This is a genomic window from Larkinella punicea (genome assembly GCF_003334855.1).
GTDB lineage: Bacteria > Bacteroidota > Bacteroidia > Cytophagales > Spirosomataceae > Larkinella > Larkinella punicea.
Genome location: NZ_QOWE01000015.1, coordinates 105,643 through 129,839, shown reverse-complemented (window position 1 = coordinate 129,839; position 24,197 = coordinate 105,643). Strand labels below are relative to the sequence as shown.

The following is a 24,197-nucleotide window of genomic DNA, read 5'->3' as shown; positions in this document are numbered from 1 at the left end:
CCTTATTTCTTCCGGGGCTGAAAGACCTTCAAAGGGCCATTGTTGACCGACACCACAATCAGCCGCTGGGTCGGGCTGTTGATTCCAACGATGAATTTGCAGTCACCGTCCGCCAGAAAACCGCTTTGCGGAAACAGGATCGGCTGAAAACCGCCTTTACCATCGCCTTTCAGCACGAGTCCTGTCATCGCATCGTATTGTCCGGCTACCGACTCGGCATCATACGCATTTCCGACCGCCAGCACGTCGAGATGACCGTCCTGATCGATGTCTTCCACCAGCAAACTCTGGATGGGTGCCCACTGGGCCAGGGCTGGCAACGGTTTGATGCGGAAACTGCCGCCAGTATTTTCCAGCAACACACTTTGCTGCCAGCAGGCCTGCAAAACCGTACTGATTTTCTGCCGCTCGGGCGTCAGCAGGTCGGTGACTTTGGCTTTGGCGTACAGGGCGTAATTCGTGAACTGCTTTTTGATGAGCGGCAACTGCCGACCCAGCTCGTCGCGGGACGCAATCGGGTATTCGATGCCGTCTAAATAATACGTGGCAATGGCGTCGAGCCGACCGTTATTGTCGTAATCACCCGCGTAAACGCGCATGGGCTGGCTGGGCAACACCCGGTAGCGGCTGTTCAACCCCAGATTGCCAATCACAAAATCAAGATCGCCGTCGTGGTCAAAATCGCCGGAACGAATGCAATTCCAGAACCCTTCCGAACCCTTTAGCGCGTCAAAAGAGACCTGAGCAAACTTCCCCCGGTTGTTTTTGAAAACCGTAATTGGCATCATTTCGCCCACCACGACCAGATCCGGCCACGAATCCCGGTCGATGTCGGCCCAGACCGCATCGGTCACCATACCGACATTTCGCAGAGTGGGGGCTAATTCGTCCGTCGCATCCCGAAACCGTCCGCCATCGTTGATCAATAAATAGCTCTCACCGGGCAGCGGATATTGCAACGCCTTCAGTCGTCCACCCCGGAACAGATCAAGATCACCGTCTTTGTCCACATCCACCGCCAGCACGCACGAGCCGCTGTGCCGGATGGCTGGCAGTCGGTCGGTTGCCGCCGTAAACTTGCCTTTTCCGTCGTTGAGATACAGCCGGTCCTGATAGTATTCCGAACCGTCGTAATATTCATTAGAACCGCTGACGATGTACAGATCCTTGTCGCCGTCGCCATCCGCATCGAACAGCAGCGCTCCTACATCCTCCTCGTCTTTCGGCAACGATTCATCGGTATACGGTTTTTCGATAAACCGCCCCGCCGATGTCTGGATCAGCAATTTTCCGTAGTGCCGGAACGAACCGCCCACGAACAAATCTTCCAGACCGTCGCCATTGACATCGCCAGCCGCCAGTTTCGGGCCTTGTTGCGAGAGTTTGTGCGGCAAAAGCGGTTCCTGATTATAATCCAGATAGGACTCTTCCTGATGGGTAAACTGAATCCCGGATGTTCGGGTGATGTCCGTCATCAAGGTTGACGGACGGTTTTCCGGCTGCCGAACGGTCGTTGAAGCTTGTTGATAATTCAGTGTTAAAAGCCGGTCGATGCCCGGTTTTTTCATCGTCTGCGACTTGCCATCTGACCAGATAATTCGCAGAGAATCAACGGTTTTATTCGTACCAAGGCCAAAATGAATGATGTAATCGACCGACGATTGATACCCCCGTGTAACGGCCTGATGATGCGTTTGCGTCAACCCGTTGCTGTAGAGTGTCACATCCGCGCCCAGTCCGAACCGGTTCTGTTTCGGGCCTTGTAATTTCAGTTGCAGGTAATGCGAGTTGGCGGTATTGTTTTGCAGGATATACGCATCCTGGTTGATGTTGTTGACAATCAAATCCAGATCACCGTCGTGGTCCAGATCGGCGTAGGCCGAACCATTCGACAGGGAGGTTTCCGAGCCAAACCAGTTGGCCGTCACATCATCAAAGGTCAGATCGCGACGGTTTCGGAAAAACCGGTTGGCTTTTTTGATGCTCGGCATTTTGGGCGCACCCTGCCGCAGATACGCATTAATTTCTTCGGGTGTGCGGTTTCCCTGCGCGAAGGAATCGTTGAATGACACAAAATCCAGATCGGTAATGTCGCGCAGATAGCCATTCGTGATGACCAAATCCCGCCAGCCGTCGTTGTCCAGATCGGCCAGCAAGGGCGACCAGCTCCAGTCGGTGGCCGAAACCCCGGCGAACTGCCCGATTTCGGAGAAAACCATCCGACCGTCGGCGGCTTTTCCGCCGTTCACCTGCAACATATTCCGCATAAACTGCGGGTGATAGCCCTGGCGGGTAATGCTTTCAAATTGCTGATAATTAGCCGGTCCCGCCATTTTTTTGCGCTGCTCGTTGTCGGCGGGCAGCATGTCGGCTACGACCAGATCCGGCAAACCGTCGTTGTTGATGTCCGCGGCATCGCAGCCCATCGAAAACTGGCTGTGGTGCTTGAAATACGATTTACTGACTTCACTGAAGGTCCCGTTCTGGTTGTTGACATACAGAAAATCGTTCGCCAGAAAGTCGTTGGCGACGTAAATGTCCTCCCAGCCGTCCTGGTTGAAATCGGCGATTGTGAGTCCCAGCCCGAAACCGTCGTGCAGAATACCGGCGGCTTTCGTCACCTCCGTAAACCGGGGTCCCGACGCATCCGAATCGTTGCGGAACAGTTTGTCGTTGGCCAACCCGGAACCGTCGGCAATGACCGGCGTCACCTGATTCGGATTGCGGATTAGATTGGTGCTGGTCAGCAGAAAAACGTCCAGATCGCCGTCTTTGTCGAAGTCGAAAAACGTAGCCTGGTTGGTATAACTGGTGTCGGCCAGACCGTAGCGTTCGGCGCTTTCTTCAAACTGAAAATTCCCTTTGTTGATGTAGAGCTGATTTTTCCGGCGGCTTCCGGCATAATTTCCGGACTTGCAGACGTAAATATCCAGCAGGCCGTCGGCGTTCACATCCGCCATCGTCACCCCTGTTGACCAGCCGCCTTTCTGAATACCGGCCTTGTCCGTTACGTCCTCGAAGGTGGGCGAATCCGAACCGGGTTTGGTGGTGTTCCAATACATCCGGTCGCCCACCTGGTTGCCGGTGAAGTACAAATCCGGCAGGTTGTCGTTGTTCAAATCACCAACAGCGACGCCCCCGCCGTTGTAGACGTAATAATAATCGACCAGGTTAAAGGAGTCGTTTTCGGTAACGGTATTCCGGAAATGGACGCCGGTTTGCGAAGCGGGCAAGGTGGTAAACAGCGTCTTCGGCTTTTGCTCGCAAGCCAGGATGCACAGGAAAACCGGCAAGAGGAATAGGTACTTCATACAGGCAAGGTCGCTAAAAAACAGAAATCAAAAAAGGGCTCGTGAAAGCCCTCTTTTGATCACCTCCAACCTTTTTTCGCCCCCAACCCCCTAAAGGGGACTTTAAAATCCGGATGTTTTAGCCCCCTTTAGGGGGTTGGGGGCGAAAAAAGGGTTGGGGGTAACTATTACTGCCACACCGGGTTTTGCGTCACGTTCGGATTTCCCTGCATTTCTTTCAGCGGGAGTGGAAGCACGTAATCCCGTGGTTTGAGGGTCCGGCCCACTTTGTATTTCGTGATGTAGTGGTTGATTCGCTCACCCAGGTAATCAGGCTGTCCGCCCGGTTTGCTTTTGCGACGCAGTTCCGGATACATCACCTGTTCGAACACAAACTCCTGCTCGCGCTCTTTGATAATCGCATCCCGCAAGGCCGATTGGCTCAAACCGCTCAGGGCCGTCAGACCGGCGCGGGCACGTACCTTGTTGATTCCCATAAACTTGTCGCCCGTATTGCTTTCGTTGCAGGCTTCGGAATGGCCCAGCAGGATGTCGGCCAGACGAATGTAGATGGTGTTCTTTTCGGTATTGTTGTAGTTGATACCCAGTTCCACCAGCTTACCCGCCCACGCTTTGCCAAAAACCAGTTGACTGGGGTCGGCCGGATTGGCATCTGCTTTGACAATCCCGCCAAACCGGGAGAGGTTGAAATCCGCCGTCGGACTCCATTTCACAATGGGATATTGCCCATTGACTTTGCCCAGGCGGCCCGTTGGATACGATTCGATGAACGTGGCATCGATGCGCTTGTCCTTGCTGTCGTACGAAGCCCGGAACTCCTGCGTGGCACTCAGCCAGCTCCAGCCCGCTCCACCCAGTTCGCTCGGGTAATCTTCCGGGTTAAAGTGGGCCGAGTGCACATTCCACTCGCTGGCGTTGGCGGCTGCCGAAACCTGGCCTTCAAAAATCCGTTCGCCCTGGTTTTCGTGGGCCAGATCGAAGTTGTATCCAAAGTTTTCGTACAACTGCAAACCGCTGTTGTTGATAATGTCTTCGGCGGTGGTTTTGGCGTCGGCCCATTTTTCATCCCAAAGCTGGGCTTTCATCAGGATCGATTTGGCGGCCCATTTCGTTGCCCGTCCGGCGTTGGCACCGGTATAAGCTGCGGGCAATGCTTCGGCAGCGGCTTTGGCATCGGCGTAAATCTGGTCGATCACGGCGCGTTTTCCGCCCGCGTTCGACGGCAATTCACTAATGCCTTTGGTCGATTTGGTCGTCAGCGGAGGATTGTCGAAATAACTCAGCAAACCGTAGTAATAGAACGCCCGCAGAAACTGCGCTTCACCCTTCAGGCGTTTCACCAGCGCGTCGTTGGCCGGGTCGTTCATCGCATCGGCGGTTTCGATCACCGCATTGGCTCGGTTGATGGAACGGTAACTGATTGACCAGTAAGCCTCAATGTACTCATCGGCCGAGCTGACGTTCCCCAGGTTGTATTGCAGCGGCCCTTTTTCCCAGCCGATCTGGTCGCCTGTCAAACACTCAAATACGTAGCGGTCGTAGAAATAGCCGGAATAGCCGGAGTTCAGATCGTCGTAAATACCGTTGACACCCAGTTCCAGTTCCGTAGCCGATTTATAAAACGTGTCGGGATTGATGAAGTCGGGGTTTTCCTTGAGATCCGAGCAACCGAGGCCTGTGGCCAGGACCGACAGCATCAGCAGGGATTTGACTTTGGAAGAAATAATCAGGTTCATGTCTCTTTAAAGATTGTAGGGTTAGCGAATTACAGACCAAGGTTGACACCCACCGTAAACATCCGGGCGCGGGGATAGGCGTCGTAGTCATCGCCCCGGTTCAGGTTGTTCTGGCCCTGGTTGTTCACTTCCGGGTCAAATCCTTTGTATTTCGTGATCAGGAACAGATTTTGTCCGCTGGCGTAGATCCGGGCCGACCGGATGTATTTGGTATGCAACGGAATGTTATAGCCCAGCGCCAGGTTTTGCAACCGCACAAAAGAACCGTCCTGAATGAAGAACGACGACCGGCGGAAAGAGATGAAATCCCGGCGACCATCGATCACGGGCCGGCTGGCTCCGGTATTGGTCGGCGTCCACGAATCCGTCAGGATGTCGCCAATCTGGTTGATTTTCTGAACCCCATCGCCCATTTCCGACTGTTGCAGGTTCCGCACATCGTTGCCGTGAACACCCCGGAAGAAGATCGAGAAGTCGAAGTTTTTAAACTTGACACTGGAATTCAGTCCCCAGGTAAATTTCGGGTTCGGATTGCCCATTACCACATAATCATCGGCGGTGTATTTTCCGTCGCCGTTCACGTCTTCGTATTTCGGATAACCGGCGCGGGCGGCAAAGGTCTGGGCTTCGTCGTCGGTCTGAAACAGGCCAACGTATTTGTAGCCCTTCCAGACACCAATCGGATTGCCGGCTTCTACCCAGCTACCAAAAACGCCCAGGTGGCCGCTGGTGCTGTTGGCGAAGAAAGGCGTGCTCTGTCCCAAATCGGTGATCTCGTTCCGCAACACCGAAATATTACCGCTCACATCCCATTTGAATGCGGCATTGTTGAAGATTTTGTAGTTCGTGGAAAACTCAAGACCCTTGTTGGTCAGCGCTCCGGAGTTCAGCATGATGGTGCTGAAACCCGTGCTTTGCGGAATGGAAACATCCAGGAGCAGATCCGTGGTTTTGTTGCTGAACACGTCGAAGGTCATCGACAGGCGGTTGTTGAGCAGGGCCAGATCCAGACCGAGGTTCAGCATCGCCGTACTTTCCCATTTCAGGTTGGGGTTCGCAATCCGGTTGGGGCCATAACCCGCAGCCAGGCCACCACCAAACACATAATTGTAGGTCGACAAACCGCCCAGCGACCGGTAAACCGGGATTTGTGAATTACCCGTCAAACCGTAGCTGGCCCGGATTTTAACGTCGTCAAACACATTTTTCAGAGCCGAATTCTGGAAGAAATCTTCATTTACCAGACGCCAGCCAACGGCCGCGGAAGGGAACGTGGCCCATTTGTTGCTCGGACCAAACCGCGACGAACCATCGCGCCGGAACGTGACCGTAAACAGGTAGCGGTCTTTCAGGTTGTAATTCACCCGGCCCAGCAACGATTGCAACGTCCAGTCCTGACGCCCGGAATTGGGAATCTGCGGTCTGCTGCCGTTTTGCATGTTAACCGACTCCGGATCATCCGAAGGCAGCCCGCGCGTCGACGCCGAGTTGAACAGGTTGCTTTCCTGCTGGTAAGTATACCCTAGCGTTACGTCGAGGTTGTGGCCCGGCCGGATTTGTTTGTTGTAGCTCAGGATGTTTTCGTTCAGGATGCTGCTGACGTTGCGGTTGGCCCGTTCCAGTTGCCGGCCATACTGCCGACCGGTGAAGGTATAGTTGTTGTAAAACGTGTTGCGGGTGGCATTCACGACATCGGCGCCCAGACTGGTCCGGAATTTCAGTCCTTCGATGATGTTGACCGTCAGGGCCGTTGTCCCGAATAACCGGTTGATGTTATCCCGGTCGTAGCCTTCTACGGCTTCCGCCAGCGGGTTGATGTTGAAGCGCTGATCGTAGCTCGGGTAATTGTAATTGCCATTCTGGTCATACACCGCTACGGTCGGGTCCAGGCCCAGGGCCGTAATGATGATCCCGCCCGGGCCGCCCCGATCCGTGGCCACGTTGCTGCTCCCCGTCCGGTTATACGACCAGCTATTGCTGAGCGTGGCCCGACCGTTGAGGAAATCGTTGTCGAGGTTCAGCCGAAAACCGTACCGTTTGAAAAATGTATTCTTGACAATTCCCTTGTTATCCAGGTAGTTGGCGACAAAAGCATACCGCATCGCCTTGTTTCCGCCGGTAAACGAAAGCTGGTGGTTAGACAGTGCGCCGGTTTGCGTGATTGCATTCAGCCAGTTGGTGCCCTCGCCGATCTGGCTGATCTGAGCGTCAGTAAACCGCGGGCTACCGCCCTGGCTGCGTTCCAGAATGTTCAGATACCGGGCGTAGTCACTGCCGTTCAACACCTCGATGGGCCGCGCAATTTGCTGGAATGAGTACGATCCTTCATAATCGACCCGGCTTTGACCTTCTTTTCCGCGTTTGGTCGTAATCAAAACCACGCCGTTCGAACCCCGCGATCCGTAAATCGAGGTGGCGGAGGCATCTTTCAGGATTTCGATGGATTCAATTTCGTTGGGGTTGATGGTGGCCATCGCGTTGCTCGATTGCCGGTTGCCCGCGGTTCCCATCGCGCCGTTGTCGGGATACATCGGAAAACCGTCGATGACGTACAGCGGCTCACTTCCGCTGTTGATGGAGTTGGCACCCCGCACGCGAATGGAAATCCCACCGCCGGGAGCCGCCGAACTCTGGGTCACCTGAACACCCGGCGCGCGTGACTGAATGGCCTGATCGACCGAGACCACCGGCATTTCCTTGATGGCGTCGGCTTTGATGGTCGAAACCGAACCGGTCAGGTCACTCTTTTTTACCGTACCGTACCCCACCACCACCACTTCTTCCAGGCTGCGGGTGTCGGTCAGCATTTTGATGGTAAGGCTCGTGCGGTTGCCAACGATGGCTTCCTGCGTCACGTAGCCTACGTAGCTGAATACGAGCGTTTCGTTCGGGCTGGCATTCAGTTGAAACCCGCCGGAAGCATCGGTTGTGGTGCCCCGGGTGGTGCCCTTTATGGTAATCGTAGCACCCGGTATGCCATCGTTTTGCTCCCCAACCACCTTGCCCGTAATCAGGCTCTGGGCAAATGTGGTCAGTGTAAGGCAAACCAATACCAGGGTTGTTTGCAGACACCGTATAGAATAATTCATACGTAAGAAAGGATTAAGGGTTTAGTTGTTTAGTCAGAAACAGCCGATTGAATGGATGGTAGGCACAGTAAAATCCAAATCATTATTTGCTAAATTCCATAACTACAAAGATTAAAGGCTTCAGCTCCTAAATCAATAGAGAGAATTTCGATTAAGATGGATAATCTTATGAAATCAATGCGCGATGAAGGTATCTTCCAGTTCTTCCAGCGTTTTTCCTTTCGTTTCGCGCACATTCCGGCGGACAAACCAGAATCCGACGAGGCAGATTACTGCGTAAAGCCCGAAAGGTCCGTACGTCCCCAATTGTTCGGCGAGAATGGGAAACGTGAAAACCAGAATAAAATAAGCCCCCCATAACGCCAGAATCGCGACCGATGACGCCAGCCCACGAACCCGGTTGGGGAAAATTTCCGAGATCAAAACCCAGGTGATGGGTGCCAGGGAAGTCGCGTAGACACTGATCGCCAGCAGCACGAAAATGGACAGCAAACCCGACGATGCGCCGGTTTTCAACAGCACCGCAATCACGATATAGAGGACTGCCAGCCCCAGGGTTCCGATGAGCATCAGCGGTTTGCGGCCCAGTTTGTCCACCTGCCACATGGCCACCAGTGTGAACACCAGATTGACGATTCCGATGGCTACGGTTTCGAACAACTGCCGGTCGAGATTGGCACCTACGGTCTCGAAAATCGTGGAGGTATAATTGAAAACCACATTGATTCCGCACAACTGCTGCAGCACCGCCAGGCCAATGCCGACAATCACCGCCGGGCGAACGCCCTTCTCCATGAGCATAGACAACGACGGTTTTTCGGCCCCTTCCATCGAACGATTGATGGCAATAACCGTCTGTTTCACAAAGGATTCGCCACCAATCCGGCGCAAAATCGTTTCACCTTCCTGCACCCGGCCTTTCTGCACCAGCCACCGCGGGCTCTCGGGCAACCAGAAGACCCCCAGCAGAAAACCGGCGGATGGCACGGCCCCCAGCCCGAACATCCAGCGCCAGGCATCGGGGCCGTTATCGGCCAGCGTGTAGTTCACCAGATTGGTAATCAGAATCCCGATCACAATGGTCAACTGGTTGATGGAAACGTTGCGGCCCCGGACTTCGGCGGGCGAAATTTCGGCAATGTAGAGGGGACTCAGCGTCGACGCCATCCCGACTCCGATTCCGGCCACAAAGCGCATGGTGATGAAAACCGGCAAGGTGGAGGAGAAGGCCATGCCCAGTGAGGAGAGCGCAAAAATGAGGGCCGCCACCATCAGGCCGGGTTTACGACCGTAGCGGTCGGCGAGGTTGCCGGCCAGCACGCAGCCCAGCATACAGCCCAGGGCCAGCGAGCCGGTCAGAAATCCTTCCCACCAGGCCGTGAGCCCGAAATAACCCCGCAGAAACGGAAGCGCACCCGAAATCACGGCAAAATCGAAGCCAAACAGATAACCGCCCAATGCCGAAATGAAGGCGATTCCAAAAATATAGTTGGCGTTAAGCCCGGTTTTTGCCATAAGGATTTCGTTAAAGTATTCGGGTATTTTTTAGAAAAAAAGCGATACAGATGCGTATTTTTACAAACCATTCCTGACCCATACCTAGATAATATTGCGACATGATCAAAAAGAAAGAAGGCTTTGCCGGACAGCGCAGTTATGTGTTGCCGGGCGAGTTAAAAAAACTGATCGCCGTTCATCCGCTTTGTGAGTCGTTGTACATCACCGATATTGGCTATTATCCGAAAGCCGCTTTCCACGATCGCGAACGCCGGAAAGGCAGCCCGCAGCACATTCTGATCTATTGCATCCAGGGCGAAGGCTGGTATGTCCTCAACGACCGGAAATACACCGTAAAACCCAATCAGGTGTTTATTCTGCCAGCCGATCAGGCGCACCGTTACGGAACCGACGCCCAGAACCCCTGGACCATCTACTGGCTGCATTTTACCGGTTCCCGGTCACACCATTTTCTGCAATTTTTAAAACAGGATACCGACCTTTCCCCCGTAACCGTATCGCCCCAGCCCGAACGGTTTCAACTTTTCGACGACATTCTGTCGCACGTTGAAATGTCGTATAACATGGACAATATTGTGTATGCCAACAGCAGTCTGTCGCGCTTTCTGGCCACGTTCAACAATGCAGTTTATAACCCCAACCAGTTTGCGCAACCCGAAAACGACCCGATTAGCCGAACCATCGCGTTCATGAAAGAGAACCTGAGCAAGAACCTGACGCTGGAAGACCTGGCGCAGATTGCGGGCATGTCGGCGTCGCACTATTCGGCGGTTTTCCGGACCAAGGTCCAAAGTGCGCCCATCAATTTCTTCACTTTTTTAAAGATTCAGGAATCCTGTCGTTTACTCGAAAACACACAATTGCGCATCAAGGAAGTCGCCTACCAGATCGGATACAGCGATCCGTACCACTTCAGCCGGGTTTTTGCCCACGTCATGGGTGTGTCTCCGCGCGACTTCCGCAAACTCCGAAAATCTTAACCCGATACTTCCTGCGCCGGTAGAAAATCGACCATTTTCCGGTGCAAAGCCGCGCCCTGGTGGTTGCGGTCACTGGCGAGAACGCCATCAAAACAGGCAAGAGCTTGTTCAACATGACCATTTCCCAGACCCAGATGCCCTAAGCCCATCAGATACAGGCAACTGATGCGGTTTCGCTCGTTCAGATCAGCATCAAACACCAGCAGATCGGGGAGCGATACCGCAAAATAGTCGATCTTGATGGCGTCGTTCAGGTGGGTTTCTCCGTAGTGAATCAGCGTCTTGAAGAGCTTTTCGGCCCGGTCGTTCTGCCCCAGTTTTTTCCAGGCCAATCCCTGATAAAACAGTTTATCCGGTTGCTGATCGTTGTAGAAAACCGCCTGAACCGGCGCATCCAGCCCGACGGATGCCCGTTCAAAATACGATCGGGCGGTTTGCGTTTCGCCCATCGCTTCGTAGGCCAGTCCTTTCAAATAGAAAATATCGGGTTCCTGCACCCCGAACAGTTTGCCTTCGCCCAGATTGACCGGATAGGTTTCAGCGGCTGTTAGCAGGTCAAGGGCTGCGGCATACTCGGCATTTTGCAACGCCTGCTTCGCCAGCTCGATGTGACAAATCAGGTACTGGCTCACCACTTTGCCTTCGCCCCCCTCCCACGGATGAAACTGCCGGGTCGCCAGCAAGTCGCGCGCTTTTTCATACGCGCCGAGCTGATTATACAGCGTGATTCGCTCTAAAGACAGGTCATCGCGCTCTTCGGTTGTATCGAGGTGCTTTTCCAGCAAAGCCAGCCGTTCTTCATGCGGGTAATTCAGCTTCTTATACAACTGATCCAATTCCATCAGTACCCGCGCATCGGCGGTATCCAGCGCAAAGGCGATTTCCAGAGACGCCAGTGCTTTGTCGGCCCGTTGCTGTTTGTTGTAATACGCCAAAGAGAGATTCCGGTGCACGGTGGGAAAGGTATTATCGAAATTCACAGACCGCTCCCAGGCGTCGATCGCTTCTGTGTATTGCCGGTTTCCATACCAGAAATTGCCCAGAAAATACCAGGCATGGGCGTGATTAATCGGCTGATCATCCGGTTTTTGAAAAACCGCCCATTGCAAAACCGTCAGTTCCTCCAGCCGGTTGGGGAACACAAAATCCGGGCTGGCTTCGGTGGCTTTTTTGAGATGATCGTGAGCGGTTTCGGTCTGGCCCAACTGCGTGTTGAAAAAGGCCAGGAAGTAATACACCATCGGGTAAACCGCCTTTCCGGTTGGCAGCAATTCTGACAGCAGTTGAATGGCTTCGTCGTATAAACCGGCCCGGCTGTAGTCCAGCGCGTAGTCCAGGTAGGTATGGACGTTGTAGCGCATCAGGTCGTTAAGCTGGCTCCGCGTCTGGGCCGCAGCCGCAGCCGATGCGCCGTCGGTTTGCAAGAGGAGCGATTTTTCGAACAGACAGCCGAAGTGAAACCGGTCGATCACCAGGGTGTCGTCGATGAGTTGCAAAGCCTCGTGGGTTCGCCCGGTTTTCCGCAACAAAGCGACTTTCAAGTGCCGAGCCGAATGCCCGTGCCAGTTACGCGCCAGCGACCGCTCAACCAGTTCGAGGGCCTGGGCGTAGGTTTTCCGCCGGGTGGCGATGCGGGCCAGTTCCAGAAAGCTGGTGTCCTGCCAGGCGGCATTCCAGGTGGCTTTGAAAAACGCGTCGAAGGCTTCGTCATACTGCCCCAACCCCTGCAAACACAGGCCGAGGTTATAATATGGTTCGCCGTCGTACGGATTCGGATTGCGCTGGATCAGCGTCTGAATGGCTTGCCTGAAATACGGTTCCGCTTTGGCGAACTGACCGTGTTTCATATGCCAAAGCCCCAGGGCGTTGTTGCACCGCACATCCTTGGGGTCACGGCGCAGGGCTTCTTCGTAATAATCGGTGGCGACATAGGTTGCGTGGCGGTATTGCTCGATGTGCAAACCCGTTAAATACAACTGCTCGTTGTTTTCTACCTCGGCGGGGTCCAGAGCGGCCTGGGCCGGTTCCGGAATAACCGTTGTCTCCGTCTCTTCGTCGGGCTGGTAAGCAACCAGTTCCAGGCCGTCAGCGTTTTCTACACTCAGACGGAGATGCGCCCCTAAAGTCGTCCGCGACCCCGGCCCTAAAGGGGACTTGGACGCAGAATCCTCCGGATGCAAAAAGTCCCCTTTAGGGCCGGGGTCGCGGACGACTTTAGGGGCAAGAAGCGAGTGCGGTATTTCATGCCGAAACGGTTTTTCCGGCGAAAGGTCAACCCGTTGTTCAAAAACCACCTCTCCGTTGTTCGTTAATCGAATGACGGCCCCGGCGTAAACGGCGGTTGCATACGCGCTGATCTGAACGGTATCGTTCGTAAACTCCAGATTGACAGCGGCTTCCTTTGTGGCATTTTTAACGATTCCAATTTCGCTGTAAGGCATGAAGTACTGCACAAACGTCCGTTCTTCATTGGGCATGATCCACGAAAAATCGGGTTGGTTGTCCGTAAAAACGCCGGTCATCAGTTCGATATACGGCCCGTCTTCGTCGGTCAGGTTGCGATCCCAGGCATAGCCAAACTCGCCGTTGCCCCAGGTCCACTGCTTTTTGCCCGGCGACAGGTGGTGGCTGGCTACGTGCAGTAAACCGCCCCGGCTGTCGTGTTCGTAGCCGCCCATAAAATCATACTTCGATGCCACGGCCATGTAGGACGTCGGAACCGGAATGTTCTTGTACCGCGAGATGTCCGTTCCCGGCGAATAATCCACTTTGTAGTAGGTTCCGGTGGCAATCGGAAACGATGAAACATCCCGTTTTCCGTGGTCGAAAACCGCATAGACATCCGGTGGAAAAACCGACTGGTAGTAATCGTTCACTTTGACGGCCGGATTCGTCCACCACAAAAAAGTCTGCGGAACGGGCGTGCGGTTGTACAGCACGCCCTGAATTTCGAGGTAGGCTTTGTCAGGATGCAGCCGAAAACCGGCCATGCCTTTGGTGTGAAACATCCGCTCCACTTCGCTGACCCACACGGTTTTGGAACCGTCGGGATGCGCTTCGGTCGTATAATCCACCGGCTCAAACGTACTCGGGCGGTGGTGCTGCGGCCAGTTAAACTCGATACCCCCCGAAATCCACGGCCCCGTCAGCCCGACCAGTGCGGGTTTGATCACCTGGTTGTAATAGACGAAATGACGGTTTTTGATTTTATCGTACGCCATCTGAATCCGTCCGCCCAACTGGGGCAACACCATGATTTTCAGATACTGGTTTTCCAGAAAAACCGCCTGATACGTCCGGTCTTCCTTGTGGTCGTCGATCTTTTCGATCACGGCGTGCGGATACACCACCCCGCTGCTGCCCTGATACACCCGTTTTTCCAGAAACATCGGATTTTTTTCGGGTGCGCCGACACCATACGTGGGAATCACAACCGATTCTTCCCACACAGTTACTTCCTGCAAAGCCATAAATAGAGGTCTGTCAAAATATTTTAGTCGTTTTTAGCGGGCGTAAGCAGAGACGTTTCGGCCTGAAACAACTGGTTTACCTGATCGATTGCCAGCTCGTTCGCGGGTTTAAACTGGCCGCTGTTCATGTAGTTCAGCAGACTGTATTTCAACTGCCGGGCGGCCGGGCGTTTGGCCAGATCACTTTCCAGATCGATGCTGCACACCAGCAGTTTTCCCTTGCCAATCCGGCCTTCAAACGCCAGCGACAACCGGCGGTTTTCGAACCAGGTATCAATTGGCTGAATCAGCGGACGAAGCGTTTTGGGAAAATCATTCAGAATGACGGTTTGGGAATGACTGACCAGATCCTGCCACTGGTAGTTGCTGCTGGCTTCGGTCGGGAAGCTGGCAAACAGCGGGTGAGCCGGATTGCAAACCAGCCCAAGCGTGTGCGGAGCCTGCCCCTTGGTCCAGGATGTGTTCCAGAAAACACTCGAAAACCCAATCTCCACTTCGGCCCCTTTGCCTTTTTTGACGTGTCCGTAGGGCAGCAACAGGACGTTCGCGCCGTTCTGCAATTGATTGATGACATCGGGCGTCAAAGTCTGGGCCACGATGACCTTTCCCCTAGCAGCATCGGCATCGACGCCCGCCGGATAGACCCAGAAATTCCAGGAATTCGTACTTTCGGAGCCTTTCAACGCAACTTTCAACGTAAGCATCTCCGGTTTTTTGAAACCCGCGAGCGGCAATTGAATCGTGCCAACCGACTGGAGGTTATCAATCGCTATCTTGTCTTTGGTCAGCGAACCACTCCGTTTTACTTTACCGGCTGCATCGAGCACCTGCCAGAGCACGGTTTGGTTGGTCAACTCGCCCGCGCCGAAATGGGCGATTTCCACCGCGGCTTGTAACGTTTCGTTGTTCTCGTAGACGAGCTTCTCTATCCGGGCCAGCAAAACCGTTGGGCTGCAAAACGTGCGGTATTCCTCGGGCGTCGTGTAGCCTTTGGATTCCCAGAAAACATCCAGCGCGCCGACCAGCGCGGTTCCCTGTCCCGGAAAATCGTGCAGCCCCAGCAACTGAAAACCGGCAAAACCGGGCGTCCGCAGGGCCGCTTCGATGTCGGCTTTGTAGCAGAGCGTCTGCAAGCGACCCGACGAATGCAGAAAGGCCTCGGCCTGATCGCCCATGCCGTTGGCTTCGAGTGTTTCCTTGAAAATCTCAAAATTTTTCGCCCGCACCACGCCGGTGTATTTGGCAATCTCCTTGAAATTTGGATAAACGCACCACTGCCCGATTTCGTGGCTGACGTAGGGAGCCGTAGCGGTTTTGGTGATCTCGCGCCAGTCGTAGCTGGTTTTGGGCGTTCCCGCGTTGATGATGCTTTTCACGCCCTCGCCCCACCGCTGAATCCGGGCGTCGGAATGGATGTGGAACTGACTCTCAGGAATCATCGGCCAACCCGCTCCGCTGGTGTAAAGCCGGCGGTTGTCTTTTTGTTTGAAGTGGTCGACCCAGCGACCCAGAAACTCGTTTTGCTCGGGTCCGGCCGGTTCATTGCCGTACGACATCATGCAAAACGACGGGTGATTGCCGTACGTCTTCAGAATGCGTTCCGACTCCTGGTAAATGAAGTCATCAATGACGCCACCGGTACCGACGGCGCTACTCTGGTTGGCCCAGAGCGGACTTTCCACGTACAGATAGACGCCAAGCCGGTCGGCCACGTCGAAAGCCGCTTCGGGCGGACACCACGAGTGAAAGCGCAGGTGATTCAGGCCGTAACTTTTGGCGGTTTTCATGATTTTTTCCCAGTACGGTTCCGTCGTTGGCGGATAGCCCGTCAGCGGGAAGGTGGCACATTCGACATCGCCCCGCAGAAAAATCGGACGACCGTTGATGGCCAGCCGCGTTCCGCTCGTACTCATTTCGCGCATTCCGAACGTCACTTCCCGTTCCGATAGCAACTCGCCCTGATCGCTGACCAGCCGAACGTGCAGTTTGTACAGATTAGGGTTAAACTCGTCCCAGCGCTGTGGATTCGGTATGGCATACGTCGGGGTCAGCGTGGTTTCTTCGCTGGTGAACTGAACGGATTGCGTTAATTCCGGCAAGGCCGCGCCATTTTTTTGCATACTCCGGGCCTGTAGAATCAGCTTCCCCTGAAATTCCTGGTGCCGGGGCTGGTGAAGCATAAGCGCCACTTTGATCGATTGAGTCGCCAGATTCGGAAACGCCTGAACGTCTTCAATATACGTTGGGGCTTCGGCGGTTAACGACAAATCACCGACCAACCCGTTCCAGTTGGTTTGCGTATGATCGGCAACGCTGTGCGAATTGGGGCCAATGTGTAGTTTATACCGGTTATCGACCCGAATGGCGATGGTATTGTTGCCGGGTCGCAGGTGTTTGGTCAGATCGAACTGGTGGGGAGCTACAAGGGAGTTGCGGGTGCCGCAGAACTGGCCGTTGACGTACACCATCGTTTCCCAATGGCAGCGTTCCAGGTTCAGCGTCATGCGTTTTTTGGCCCAGTTGGCGGGAATTTCGATCTGGCGTCGATACCAGGCCGGCCCGGCGTAATACTTGACGGACTGGAGCCAGAACGGTATTTTGATGGGATTCTCGCGGTATTTTTTATAGCTGTCCGCAAAAAAATACGTGCTGTCGATGACGTCGCCCACCCAGGGCGTTTGCAGGGTAATGTCATTGCCCTTTCCATTTTCCGTTAAAGAACCCGGTAGCTTCACCCGATCGGGGTAGGTTCCCTGCCACCAATGTTCCCGCAAACCCAGATCGGCGGGGTCTAAACGGAGTTGCCACTCTCCGGCTAACGAGATTTTAGATTGACTGACGGCTTGCGTAGGATTGGCAAACCAGCTTCCGATTGAAAGGATAAAAATGAATAGCCCCCTTTTTTGCATTGTGAACCCGATCAGGCGGTTTGTGATCATCCGTGATCTACCTAATCGTCATGCAAAAAACACAAATTCATATAAAATAAACCATAGAGTTTATTTGGGAAAAGATGGATAATCTAACGGAAATTCCGGCCACCCTCAACCAGAGGAAGGAGGCAAGCATTTCACGAAACAAAGCGATTAGAATTTCGGGCAGGAAAGTTGCTTGCGCGCTTTGCGGTTTTTTGGTTTGCCCGAAGGGAAATTCTCAAAGGTGTATGACAGCGAAATTTCGTGGGCACCCCCGCTGCCTGGTCCGAGTGAGGAAATGGTGGCGTCGTAACTGTAGCCGATCGAAAAATTGTCCTGACGAAAACCGGCCAAAACAATCAGTGATTCGCGGTTGGTGACACTCGGGGCGTATTTTTTCAACGGCAAACCACGATACCAAAGCCCGACCACTATGGGCGAATAGGTCATATAGACGCCCAGATCCAGTTGGTCATACTTGCCCTGATACCGGTAGTTGATCGCGGGTGAAATTGTTTTTTCACGATCCCACTCGTCGCCCCGGCCGGTGAAACCCGCGAAGGGAATCCGAAGGCCCGCGTGGACGCTCCCCTTCATCGGAAGACGGCTTTCGTCGCTCAGGACAAAAACGCCCTGATTGGGCCGCCCCAGGTGGTGAGCCGCCACGCCGATCCAGTACCAGTCGGAATACAGCAAACCGCCGGTTGAAAAATCCAGGTAAGAAAGCGTTGGTGAGCCGTTGGAAACCACGGGGTCGGTGGTGGGATTGCCGGTAAAACCGCCGTTGTTGTACTGGTCGCCAAAGGTGAGGCCAAACCAGTTGATCGAGCGGTTTACGTAGGAGCCCTGAACGCCCAGCCGGACGAACGTTTGTTCGGCCAATTGAATCTGGTAAGAATATTGCAAGCCAATGTCGGTGGAACGGATGCGCCCCTGACCCTGGTTATCGCTTTGCAGCATCAGGCCGACCCCGCTGTTGTAGCGGTCGAAATAGTGATCGACGCTCACCATGGAGGTCACGTAATTGGTCACGGCGGGCCATTGGTTCCGGTAGTTGACCGTTACCCGTGGCGCCAGGGCCGAACCGGCAAAAGCCGGGTTTAAGTACATGGGAGCCGCATAAAACTGCGAAAACTGCGGATCCTGCGCCCAAACTGTTCCGGCGATCAGCAAGCCAAAGAGGATAAGAAGGTAACGTTTTAACATAACTGTATCTTTAGTGCAAACAACTTGCCAAACTGGTTCCGGGAAAACACTAAAACATAAACGTTTTTTTACCGTAAAATTGCACTTGACCGCCTAGATAAAGGTAGTGGTAACGGATGAAACGGATGAATGGAGTCCTATAAAATTTTTATAGCTGCCGTTTCGTTTACAATAACGTACTGCCGACCTTCACTGTTATGTTCACAGCCACTGGGAAAACCGGCAACCTACTTGATTTTATTAGCAGCGAATGACAACCTATACAGGAATGGTACGGCGGTTGGGATGGATGCTTCTGTGTTGGGGGCTGTTTGCCGGTATGGCCCGGGCGCAGTCGGGCATTAAGGTGAGCGGCAAGCTTTGTATTCCGGATCCATCGTGCGAGAATGGCCCCGCCGTGATGTTTGAAGATACCGTGCCGAATGTGCGCTCCCGAGTTTGGGATTTTGGCGACCCCTCTACCGCTGCGGACACGTCCACGGCGGCAAAACCGAGTTATGCCTATACAAACCCCGGAGACTACACGGTTTCGTTGACCCGAACACTGCAAAACGGGACGACATTGCAAACCGATACGACGATTACAATTGGCATCCCTCCTGCCCAGTTTCAGAACTGGCGGACAGACACCATGCTTTGTAACGGTCAGAAAATAACGCTTGATCCATATCCTAACGGCGCTCCTGCGGGTGCGAGTTTTCTCTGGTATCCCAAAGGCGACACGACACAGACCATTCAGGTCGACAGTGCGGGCTGTTATTCGGTGGAAGTCTGGATCGGTACGCAGGCGGATAAACAGAAAGTCTGCTCGGTGGAAGACCGGATCAATGTGCAGGTCTGCGGACAGCGACCGGAACAACAAGGTGCCAAGTGGTATTTCGGAAATAATGCCGGGATCGACTTCTCCGGGGGCAGTCCCACACCGCTGGACGACGGAAAACTGAACACCATCGAAGGGTCGTCGTCAATCTCGAATACCAAGGGACAGCTCCTGTTTTATACGGGCGGGGTGTTGATTTACGACAAAAACGGCAATCTGATGAAACCGCTCAACCCGGCGGATACCGCCCAGTTGCAGGGGAGTCAGACCTCGACCCAATCGGCTCTGATTGTGCCACAACCCACCTGTAAAGGCTGCGAATACCTCTACCGGGTGTATACAACCTCCGAAATCAACGGCAAAAAGATCCTCAGTGTCAGTGTGGTCGATATGCGGTATAACCAGGGAACGGGTGCCATTATCGAAAAAAACACGCTGGTCGACTCCCTGACCACGGAGCGGCTGGCTTCGGTGCGGAACGACCGCGATACGACTTACTGGGTCATTTCCCACGACTTCGGCAACAACAAGTTCAAGGTTTATCACGTAACGAAAGCCGGGGTTGAAGGACCGGAAGAATATGCCCTCGGGATGCCCCACGACACCACGACGAAGGGCGAAGGGTACATGAAAATCGGTCCGGCGGATACGACCGGCAACGGAAACCGCCCCATCGCGGTGGTGGTGCCCGGTCCACCCACCAACTACGTCGAAGTGTTTACCTTCAACGATTCGACCGGGGTCATGACGGCCGGGCCAGCCATCAACATCGGCCCCGCCCCGCCCAAAGCCTACGGGGTGGAGTTTTCGCCGGATGGGTCGAAACTCTACGTTTCGTTACAGGGCGATACGGCCAATGCGTCCCAGATTCTGATTTATGACCTGACGAATCCGGACCCGGCCGCCATTGAAGCGTCCAAAACCGTGCTCGACAGTACCCGAAGCCGACAGTATGGAGCCTTGCAAATTGGCTCCGACGGAAAAATTTACGTGGCCATCAAGGATGGAACGAGTCTGGGGGTGATCGACAACCCGAACGATGAGTTGCTGGCCCCCGCCACCTTCGATCCGAATGGTCTCAATCTGAACGGGCCAACCAGCCAGTTGGGTTTGCCCAACATGGTCGCCAACTTCAACGAACCGTCCAACTCACCCGGTTTTTCGTACGCTGACACCTGCGCCGGTTCGCCCACGCAGTTTACGGTGACGCCCATGTGTCCGCCATTGAAGGATAATTATACCTGGAATTGGGGGGACAACAGTGCGCCCTTTAGCTCAACGGCCACGCAGGCTACGCATACCTACAATGAACCGGGCGTGTATTCGGTCAGTCTGCGTATCGTGACCATGCGGTCTGATGGCGGTATTTGTAAGGACACGGTTATTACGCAGGATGTAACCATTGTTCGGACGCCTGACCCGATCAATCTGGGGCCAGACATTGACAGTTGCAAGAATATGGTGACGCTGGACGCCAAAGTGGAAGCCAGTGTCTACATCTGGATCCGAAACGGGCGATTGATACGAGGGTATAACGAGCGAACGTTGCCCGTGACCGTGCCTGGATCGCCGGGCTATAACGGCATTCCACCGGGACGGTTTATTGTTATTGCGGCCAACGGGGGCTGTTTTTCAAGTGATACCATCAATGTGACTCTGCGCCGTCCGCCCAATTTTACGCTGGGTCCCGACACCACGCTCTGTCTGAACAGTTCCCTGACGCTGATCGCCCGGGGCAACGCCTGGAACAGCTTCCAGTGGAGCAACGGGTCGACCGAGCGGGAAACCACGATTACCCAGGCCGGAACGTATTCTGTCATTGTCCGGGATGTGAACGGCTGCGAGAATACCGATACCGTCGCGGTGGTCGCTTTGCCAAAACCGGTCGTTACGGCTTTCATGACTCCGCCTACGGGCTGTACGACAACCGACGGCAGCATCCGACTCAGCGTTGGATCGGCCACGGTTCGGCGGTTTGAATGGAGTTCTGGCGGGCAACCGCTCAGTGATACGACCGCGCTGTTGCAGGGCATTCGCGATGGTGAGTATACTGTTCGGATTATCAGCGACAACGCCTGTACGGTCGACACGACCTTAACGCTGCGATCCAACAACAGCATTGAGGTTCAGGCCGATCCGCAGACGGCTTTGTGTACGATTCCGCAGAGTGGCTCGATTCGACTTACGATTGTGCGGGGACGACCGACCGAGTTTATCTGGCGGGATGCCAATGGCGTGGTGGTGGGCAACGGTTCCGGTCTAACGGGAATCAACGGTGGCGTTTATAGCCTTGAGGCCCGCGATACGGGGGGCTGTCTGGATACGCTGAACAACATCCGGGTTCCGGTCGACACCACCGGTTTTGTGTCCCTGGGGCCTGATCGGGGCAAATGCATTGGCGATACGGTCCAATTGTCGACGCTGGTGGAAACCCCCGGTGATGTCTACCTCTGGAACAGTGGTCAGACTACCCCTTCGATCAATGTAACGACGGCTGGCCCCTACCGCCTGACGGTTCGCAACTCGATCACGGGTTGCCAGGGTTCCGACGAAGTGGTGGTTACTTTCAACGCAAAACCGGTCGTGGAAGCCGGGCTTCCGCAGGAAATATGCGCTAATTCGCCCAGTTTTACACTCAGTGGCGCGACGCCCCTGGGCGGATTCTGGACGGGCCGGGGTGTCGATAGTACCGGGCGTTTCACCCCCGCCGATAGCCTGGCCGGGCCGAATCCCATCGTGCTGACCTATTCGGCTTCTCAGGGTGGTTGTGTGGCCTTCGACCGCAAGATTGTCTTTGTTCAGGTTCCGCCAACGGTGAGCCTGGGTCCCGACACGACCCTGTGTCCGTCGCCAACCCTCCGGTTGGAAGTAACCGCGTCGGCGGGGGCAACTTACCAATGGTCGACGGGAGCAACGACATCATCAATTCAGCCAACCACTTCAGGAACGTATTCGGTCGTCGCGACAGCCGGCGCCTGTACGGCAACCGATGAAGTGAGGCTGACTTTTTTACCTTTACCGACTTTCGATCTGACGCGGGAGGTCCCGTTGTGCGTAGGCGATCAGGGCCGGGCGGTTTTGCAGGTATCGGGAAACAGCACGCAGACGTATTTCTGGCCCCATTCCGGCGATACAACGCCCCGGATAACCGTTCTGGAAGTAGGTCGTTATGCCGTTCGGGTAACGGGCGCCAATGGCTGTGCGGCTCTGGATACGGCGGTGGTGGTAGACAAGTGTGAGCCCCGGGTCGTGATTCCCGATGCCTTTACGCCGAACGGCGACGGTAACAATGATTTGCTGGATGTTTTTACGTCTTACGTAACAGATTTTGAGCTTCGGGTCTTTAATCGCTGGGGCGAAGTGATCTTTGTTTCCAACGATCCGGAACAAAAATGGGATGGCAATTACCGGGGACAGGCCTATCCGTCGATGGTGTATGCCTACACGGTAAACTTCAAAAGTCTCTATTATCCGGAGCGGCCCAAAGTGCTGAAACGCGGTTCGATTCTGCTGGTTCGATAGTGGAAATATGCCCAAAGTTCTGTATATTTGAATGAAAACAATGTCTGTATAAGTACTTGATAAACAGACCTGTTTTAGGTATAAACAACAAATACGTTCATTCAAATACCGATGCGGAAAGACATTTTGAAAGGTACCAACGAAGGCATGACGGCCACCGAAAAGGAGATTGAACGCGCCTTGCGGCCGCTGTCGTTCGAAGACTTTACGGGTCAGGCCAAAATACTCGAAAACCTGGGCGTTTTCGTACAGGCCGCCCTCCAGCGTGGCGAAGCGCTCGACCACGTACTGCTCCACGGCCCTCCGGGTTTGGGGAAAACTACCCTCTCCTACATCGTTGCCAATGAACTGAATGCCAGCATCAAAATGACCTCCGGCCCGGTGCTCGACAAGCCGAGCGACCTCGCCGGTTTGCTGACCAATTTGCAGGAAAACGATGTGCTGTTTATCGACGAGATTCACCGGCTCAACCCCGTAGTGGAAGAATACCTGTACTCGGCGATGGAAGATTACAAAATCGACATCATGCTCGATTCTGGCCCGAACGCCCGAACCGTTCAGATCAAGCTGAACCCGTTTACGCTCATCGGGGCCACCACCCGCGCCGGTTTGCTGACGTCGCCGTTGCGGGCGCGGTTTGGGATCAATGCCCGGCTGGAATATTACGATGCGGCTTTGCTGACCACGATTGTAAACCGGTCGGCGGCTATTCTGGGAACGCCCATCGAGGCTGACGGGGCTTACGAAATTGCCCGCCGGAGTCGCGGAACGCCCCGGATTGCCAACAACCTGCTCCGCCGGACGCGCGATTTTGCGCAGGTAAAAGGGAAAGGAATCATTACGGTTGCGATTGCTGAAATGGCCTTGCGGGCGCTCGATGTGGATCAAAATGGTCTCGACGAGATGGACAACCGGATTCTGACGACGATCATTGATAAATTCAAAGGCGGGCCGGTCGGGCTGTCGACCATTGCGACGGCCTGTGGCGATGAGGCCGAAACGATTGAGGAAGTATACGAACCGTTTTTAATTCAGGAAGGCTATCTAAAACGAACGTCGCGGGGACGGGAAGCGACTGAAAAGGCGTATAAACACCTGGGCATTGTGCCCGCGTATCGGGATGGGGAGTTGTTCTCCTGAAAAACAAAAAAGGGAAGCAGTATCGCTTCCCTTTTTTGTTACGCCAGAATTTTACTGCGGTAAATGCAATCGATAATTTCGGCTATCGAATTGTCTACCAGAAAGTAGTAAATGTTTTTGCCACTTCGCCGGATTTCAAGAATTCCTTTGTCGCGCATATTAATGAGATGGTGTGAGATCAACGACTGTTCCGCGTTCAGGTTCTTATAAATCGTTGATACGTTTAATTCTTTGTGCTCATTCAACATCTGGATGATCTTGATGCGCAACGGATGAGCGACGGCCTTCAATACATAAGCGGCCCGCTCAATCTTTTTTTCGTCGTTAACTACCGGTTCCTTTGTCATGATTCTGTGTGCTATTTAGGTACGTAAAGTAACTGAAATTTAGTTATTTATACGGGATAAGCAAAAAAATATGCTAGTAACATTGATATGTTAATCTATTTAAAAAGGGTCTAAAACCAGTTAAGCAGGGTAAGGTAATTAAC

Annotated in this window: 11 protein-coding genes; 3 read left to right on the top strand and 8 right to left on the bottom strand. The window is 54.1% G+C overall.

Features of this window, described 5'->3' with window-relative positions:
- Nucleotides 1-2: 2 nt before the first annotated feature.
- The 4 genes from DUE52_RS18665 to DUE52_RS18650 all read right to left on the bottom strand — a co-directional run bounded on the left by DUE52_RS18665 (nt 3) and on the right by DUE52_RS18650 (nt 9,651).
- On the bottom strand, nt 3-3,311 hold the full coding sequence (locus DUE52_RS18665) for a VCBS repeat-containing protein (protein WP_114407552.1): 3,309 nt from the start codon (nt 3,309-3,311) through the stop codon (nt 3-5).
- 167 nt (nt 3,312-3,478) lie between these two features.
- On the bottom strand, nt 3,479-5,047 hold the full coding sequence (locus DUE52_RS18660; protein ID WP_114407551.1) for a RagB/SusD family nutrient uptake outer membrane protein: 1,569 nt from the start codon (nt 5,045-5,047) through the stop codon (nt 3,479-3,481).
- Between the two features lie 29 nt (nt 5,048-5,076).
- On the bottom strand, nt 5,077-8,136 hold the full coding sequence (locus DUE52_RS18655) for a SusC/RagA family TonB-linked outer membrane protein (protein WP_114407550.1): 3,060 nt from the start codon (nt 8,134-8,136) through the stop codon (nt 5,077-5,079).
- A gap of 174 nt (nt 8,137-8,310) precedes the next feature.
- A complete protein-coding gene (locus DUE52_RS18650; protein WP_114407549.1) occupies nt 8,311-9,651 on the bottom strand; it encodes a sugar porter family MFS transporter in 1,341 nt (446 codons plus the stop codon).
- 101 nt (nt 9,652-9,752) lie between these two features.
- Here DUE52_RS18650 and DUE52_RS18645 point away from each other — a divergent pair, with 101 nt between their 5' ends.
- Nucleotides 9,753-10,634 carry an AraC family transcriptional regulator gene (locus DUE52_RS18645; protein WP_114407548.1) on the top strand — a complete coding sequence of 294 codons (882 nt, stop codon included), beginning with the start codon at nt 9,753-9,755 and terminating at the stop codon, nt 10,632-10,634.
- Here the strand turns inward: DUE52_RS18645 and DUE52_RS18640 are convergent.
- From DUE52_RS18640 to DUE52_RS18630, 3 genes are all read right to left on the bottom strand, one after another.
- On the bottom strand, nt 10,631-14,104 hold the full coding sequence (locus DUE52_RS18640; RefSeq protein ID WP_114407547.1) for a DUF5107 domain-containing protein: 3,474 nt from the start codon (nt 14,102-14,104) through the stop codon (nt 10,631-10,633). The two genes, DUE52_RS18645 and DUE52_RS18640, sit on opposite strands and share 4 nt — an antisense overlap.
- A gap of 23 nt (nt 14,105-14,127) precedes the next feature.
- On the bottom strand, nt 14,128-17,043 hold the full coding sequence (locus tag DUE52_RS18635) for a DUF8487 domain-containing protein (RefSeq protein WP_222930294.1): 2,916 nt from the start codon (nt 17,041-17,043) through the stop codon (nt 14,128-14,130).
- 147 nt (nt 17,044-17,190) lie between these two features.
- Entirely contained in the window at nt 17,191-18,225 is a 1,035-nt protein-coding gene (locus tag DUE52_RS18630) for a PorP/SprF family type IX secretion system membrane protein (RefSeq protein WP_114407545.1), read from the bottom strand.
- A gap of 250 nt (nt 18,226-18,475) precedes the next feature.
- Here DUE52_RS18630 and DUE52_RS18625 point away from each other — a divergent pair, with 250 nt between their 5' ends.
- Together DUE52_RS18625 and ruvB are read left to right on the top strand one after the other, a co-directional pair.
- The gene (locus tag DUE52_RS18625; RefSeq protein WP_114407544.1) at nt 18,476-22,567 is read left to right on the top strand and encodes a PKD domain-containing protein; all 4,092 of its coding nucleotides are present in this window, start codon (nt 18,476-18,478) and stop codon (nt 22,565-22,567) included.
- A gap of 111 nt (nt 22,568-22,678) precedes the next feature.
- On the top strand, nt 22,679-23,707 hold the full coding sequence (ruvB, locus tag DUE52_RS18620; protein WP_114407543.1) for a Holliday junction branch migration DNA helicase RuvB: 1,029 nt from the start codon (nt 22,679-22,681) through the stop codon (nt 23,705-23,707).
- 38 nt (nt 23,708-23,745) lie between these two features.
- Here ruvB and DUE52_RS18615 read toward each other — a convergent pair whose 3' ends face one another.
- Nucleotides 23,746-24,054: an ArsR/SmtB family transcription factor gene (locus DUE52_RS18615; protein ID WP_114407542.1), complete on the bottom strand. Its 309-nt coding sequence runs from the start codon at nt 24,052-24,054 to the stop codon at nt 23,746-23,748.
- Nucleotides 24,055-24,197 lie beyond the last annotated feature (143 nt).

What these genes read in the sequence shown, in the direction of transcription:
- DUE52_RS18635 (WP_222930294.1), bottom strand. Translation starts at nt 17,043, where the DNA reads ATGATCACAAACCGCCTGATCGGGTTCACAATGCAAAAAAGGGGGCTA.
- DUE52_RS18615 (WP_114407542.1), bottom strand. Translation starts at nt 24,054, where the DNA reads ATGACAAAGGAACCGGTAGTTAACGACGAAAAAAAGATTGAGCGGGCC.
- ruvB (WP_114407543.1), top strand. Translation starts at nt 22,679, where the DNA reads ATGCGGAAAGACATTTTGAAAGGTACCAACGAAGGCATGACGGCCACC.
- DUE52_RS18660 (WP_114407551.1), bottom strand. Translation starts at nt 5,047, where the DNA reads ATGAACCTGATTATTTCTTCCAAAGTCAAATCCCTGCTGATGCTGTCG.
- DUE52_RS18645 (WP_114407548.1), top strand. Translation starts at nt 9,753, where the DNA reads ATGATCAAAAAGAAAGAAGGCTTTGCCGGACAGCGCAGTTATGTGTTG.
- DUE52_RS18650 (WP_114407549.1), bottom strand. Translation starts at nt 9,651, where the DNA reads ATGGCAAAAACCGGGCTTAACGCCAACTATATTTTTGGAATCGCCTTC.
- DUE52_RS18625 (WP_114407544.1), top strand. Translation starts at nt 18,476, where the DNA reads ATGACAACCTATACAGGAATGGTACGGCGGTTGGGATGGATGCTTCTG.
- DUE52_RS18630 (WP_114407545.1), bottom strand. Translation starts at nt 18,225, where the DNA reads ATGTTAAAACGTTACCTTCTTATCCTCTTTGGCTTGCTGATCGCCGGA.
- DUE52_RS18640 (WP_114407547.1), bottom strand. Translation starts at nt 14,104, where the DNA reads ATGGCTTTGCAGGAAGTAACTGTGTGGGAAGAATCGGTTGTGATTCCC.
- DUE52_RS18655 (WP_114407550.1), bottom strand. Translation starts at nt 8,136, where the DNA reads ATGAATTATTCTATACGGTGTCTGCAAACAACCCTGGTATTGGTTTGC.
- DUE52_RS18665 (WP_114407552.1), bottom strand. Translation starts at nt 3,311, where the DNA reads ATGAAGTACCTATTCCTCTTGCCGGTTTTCCTGTGCATCCTGGCTTGC.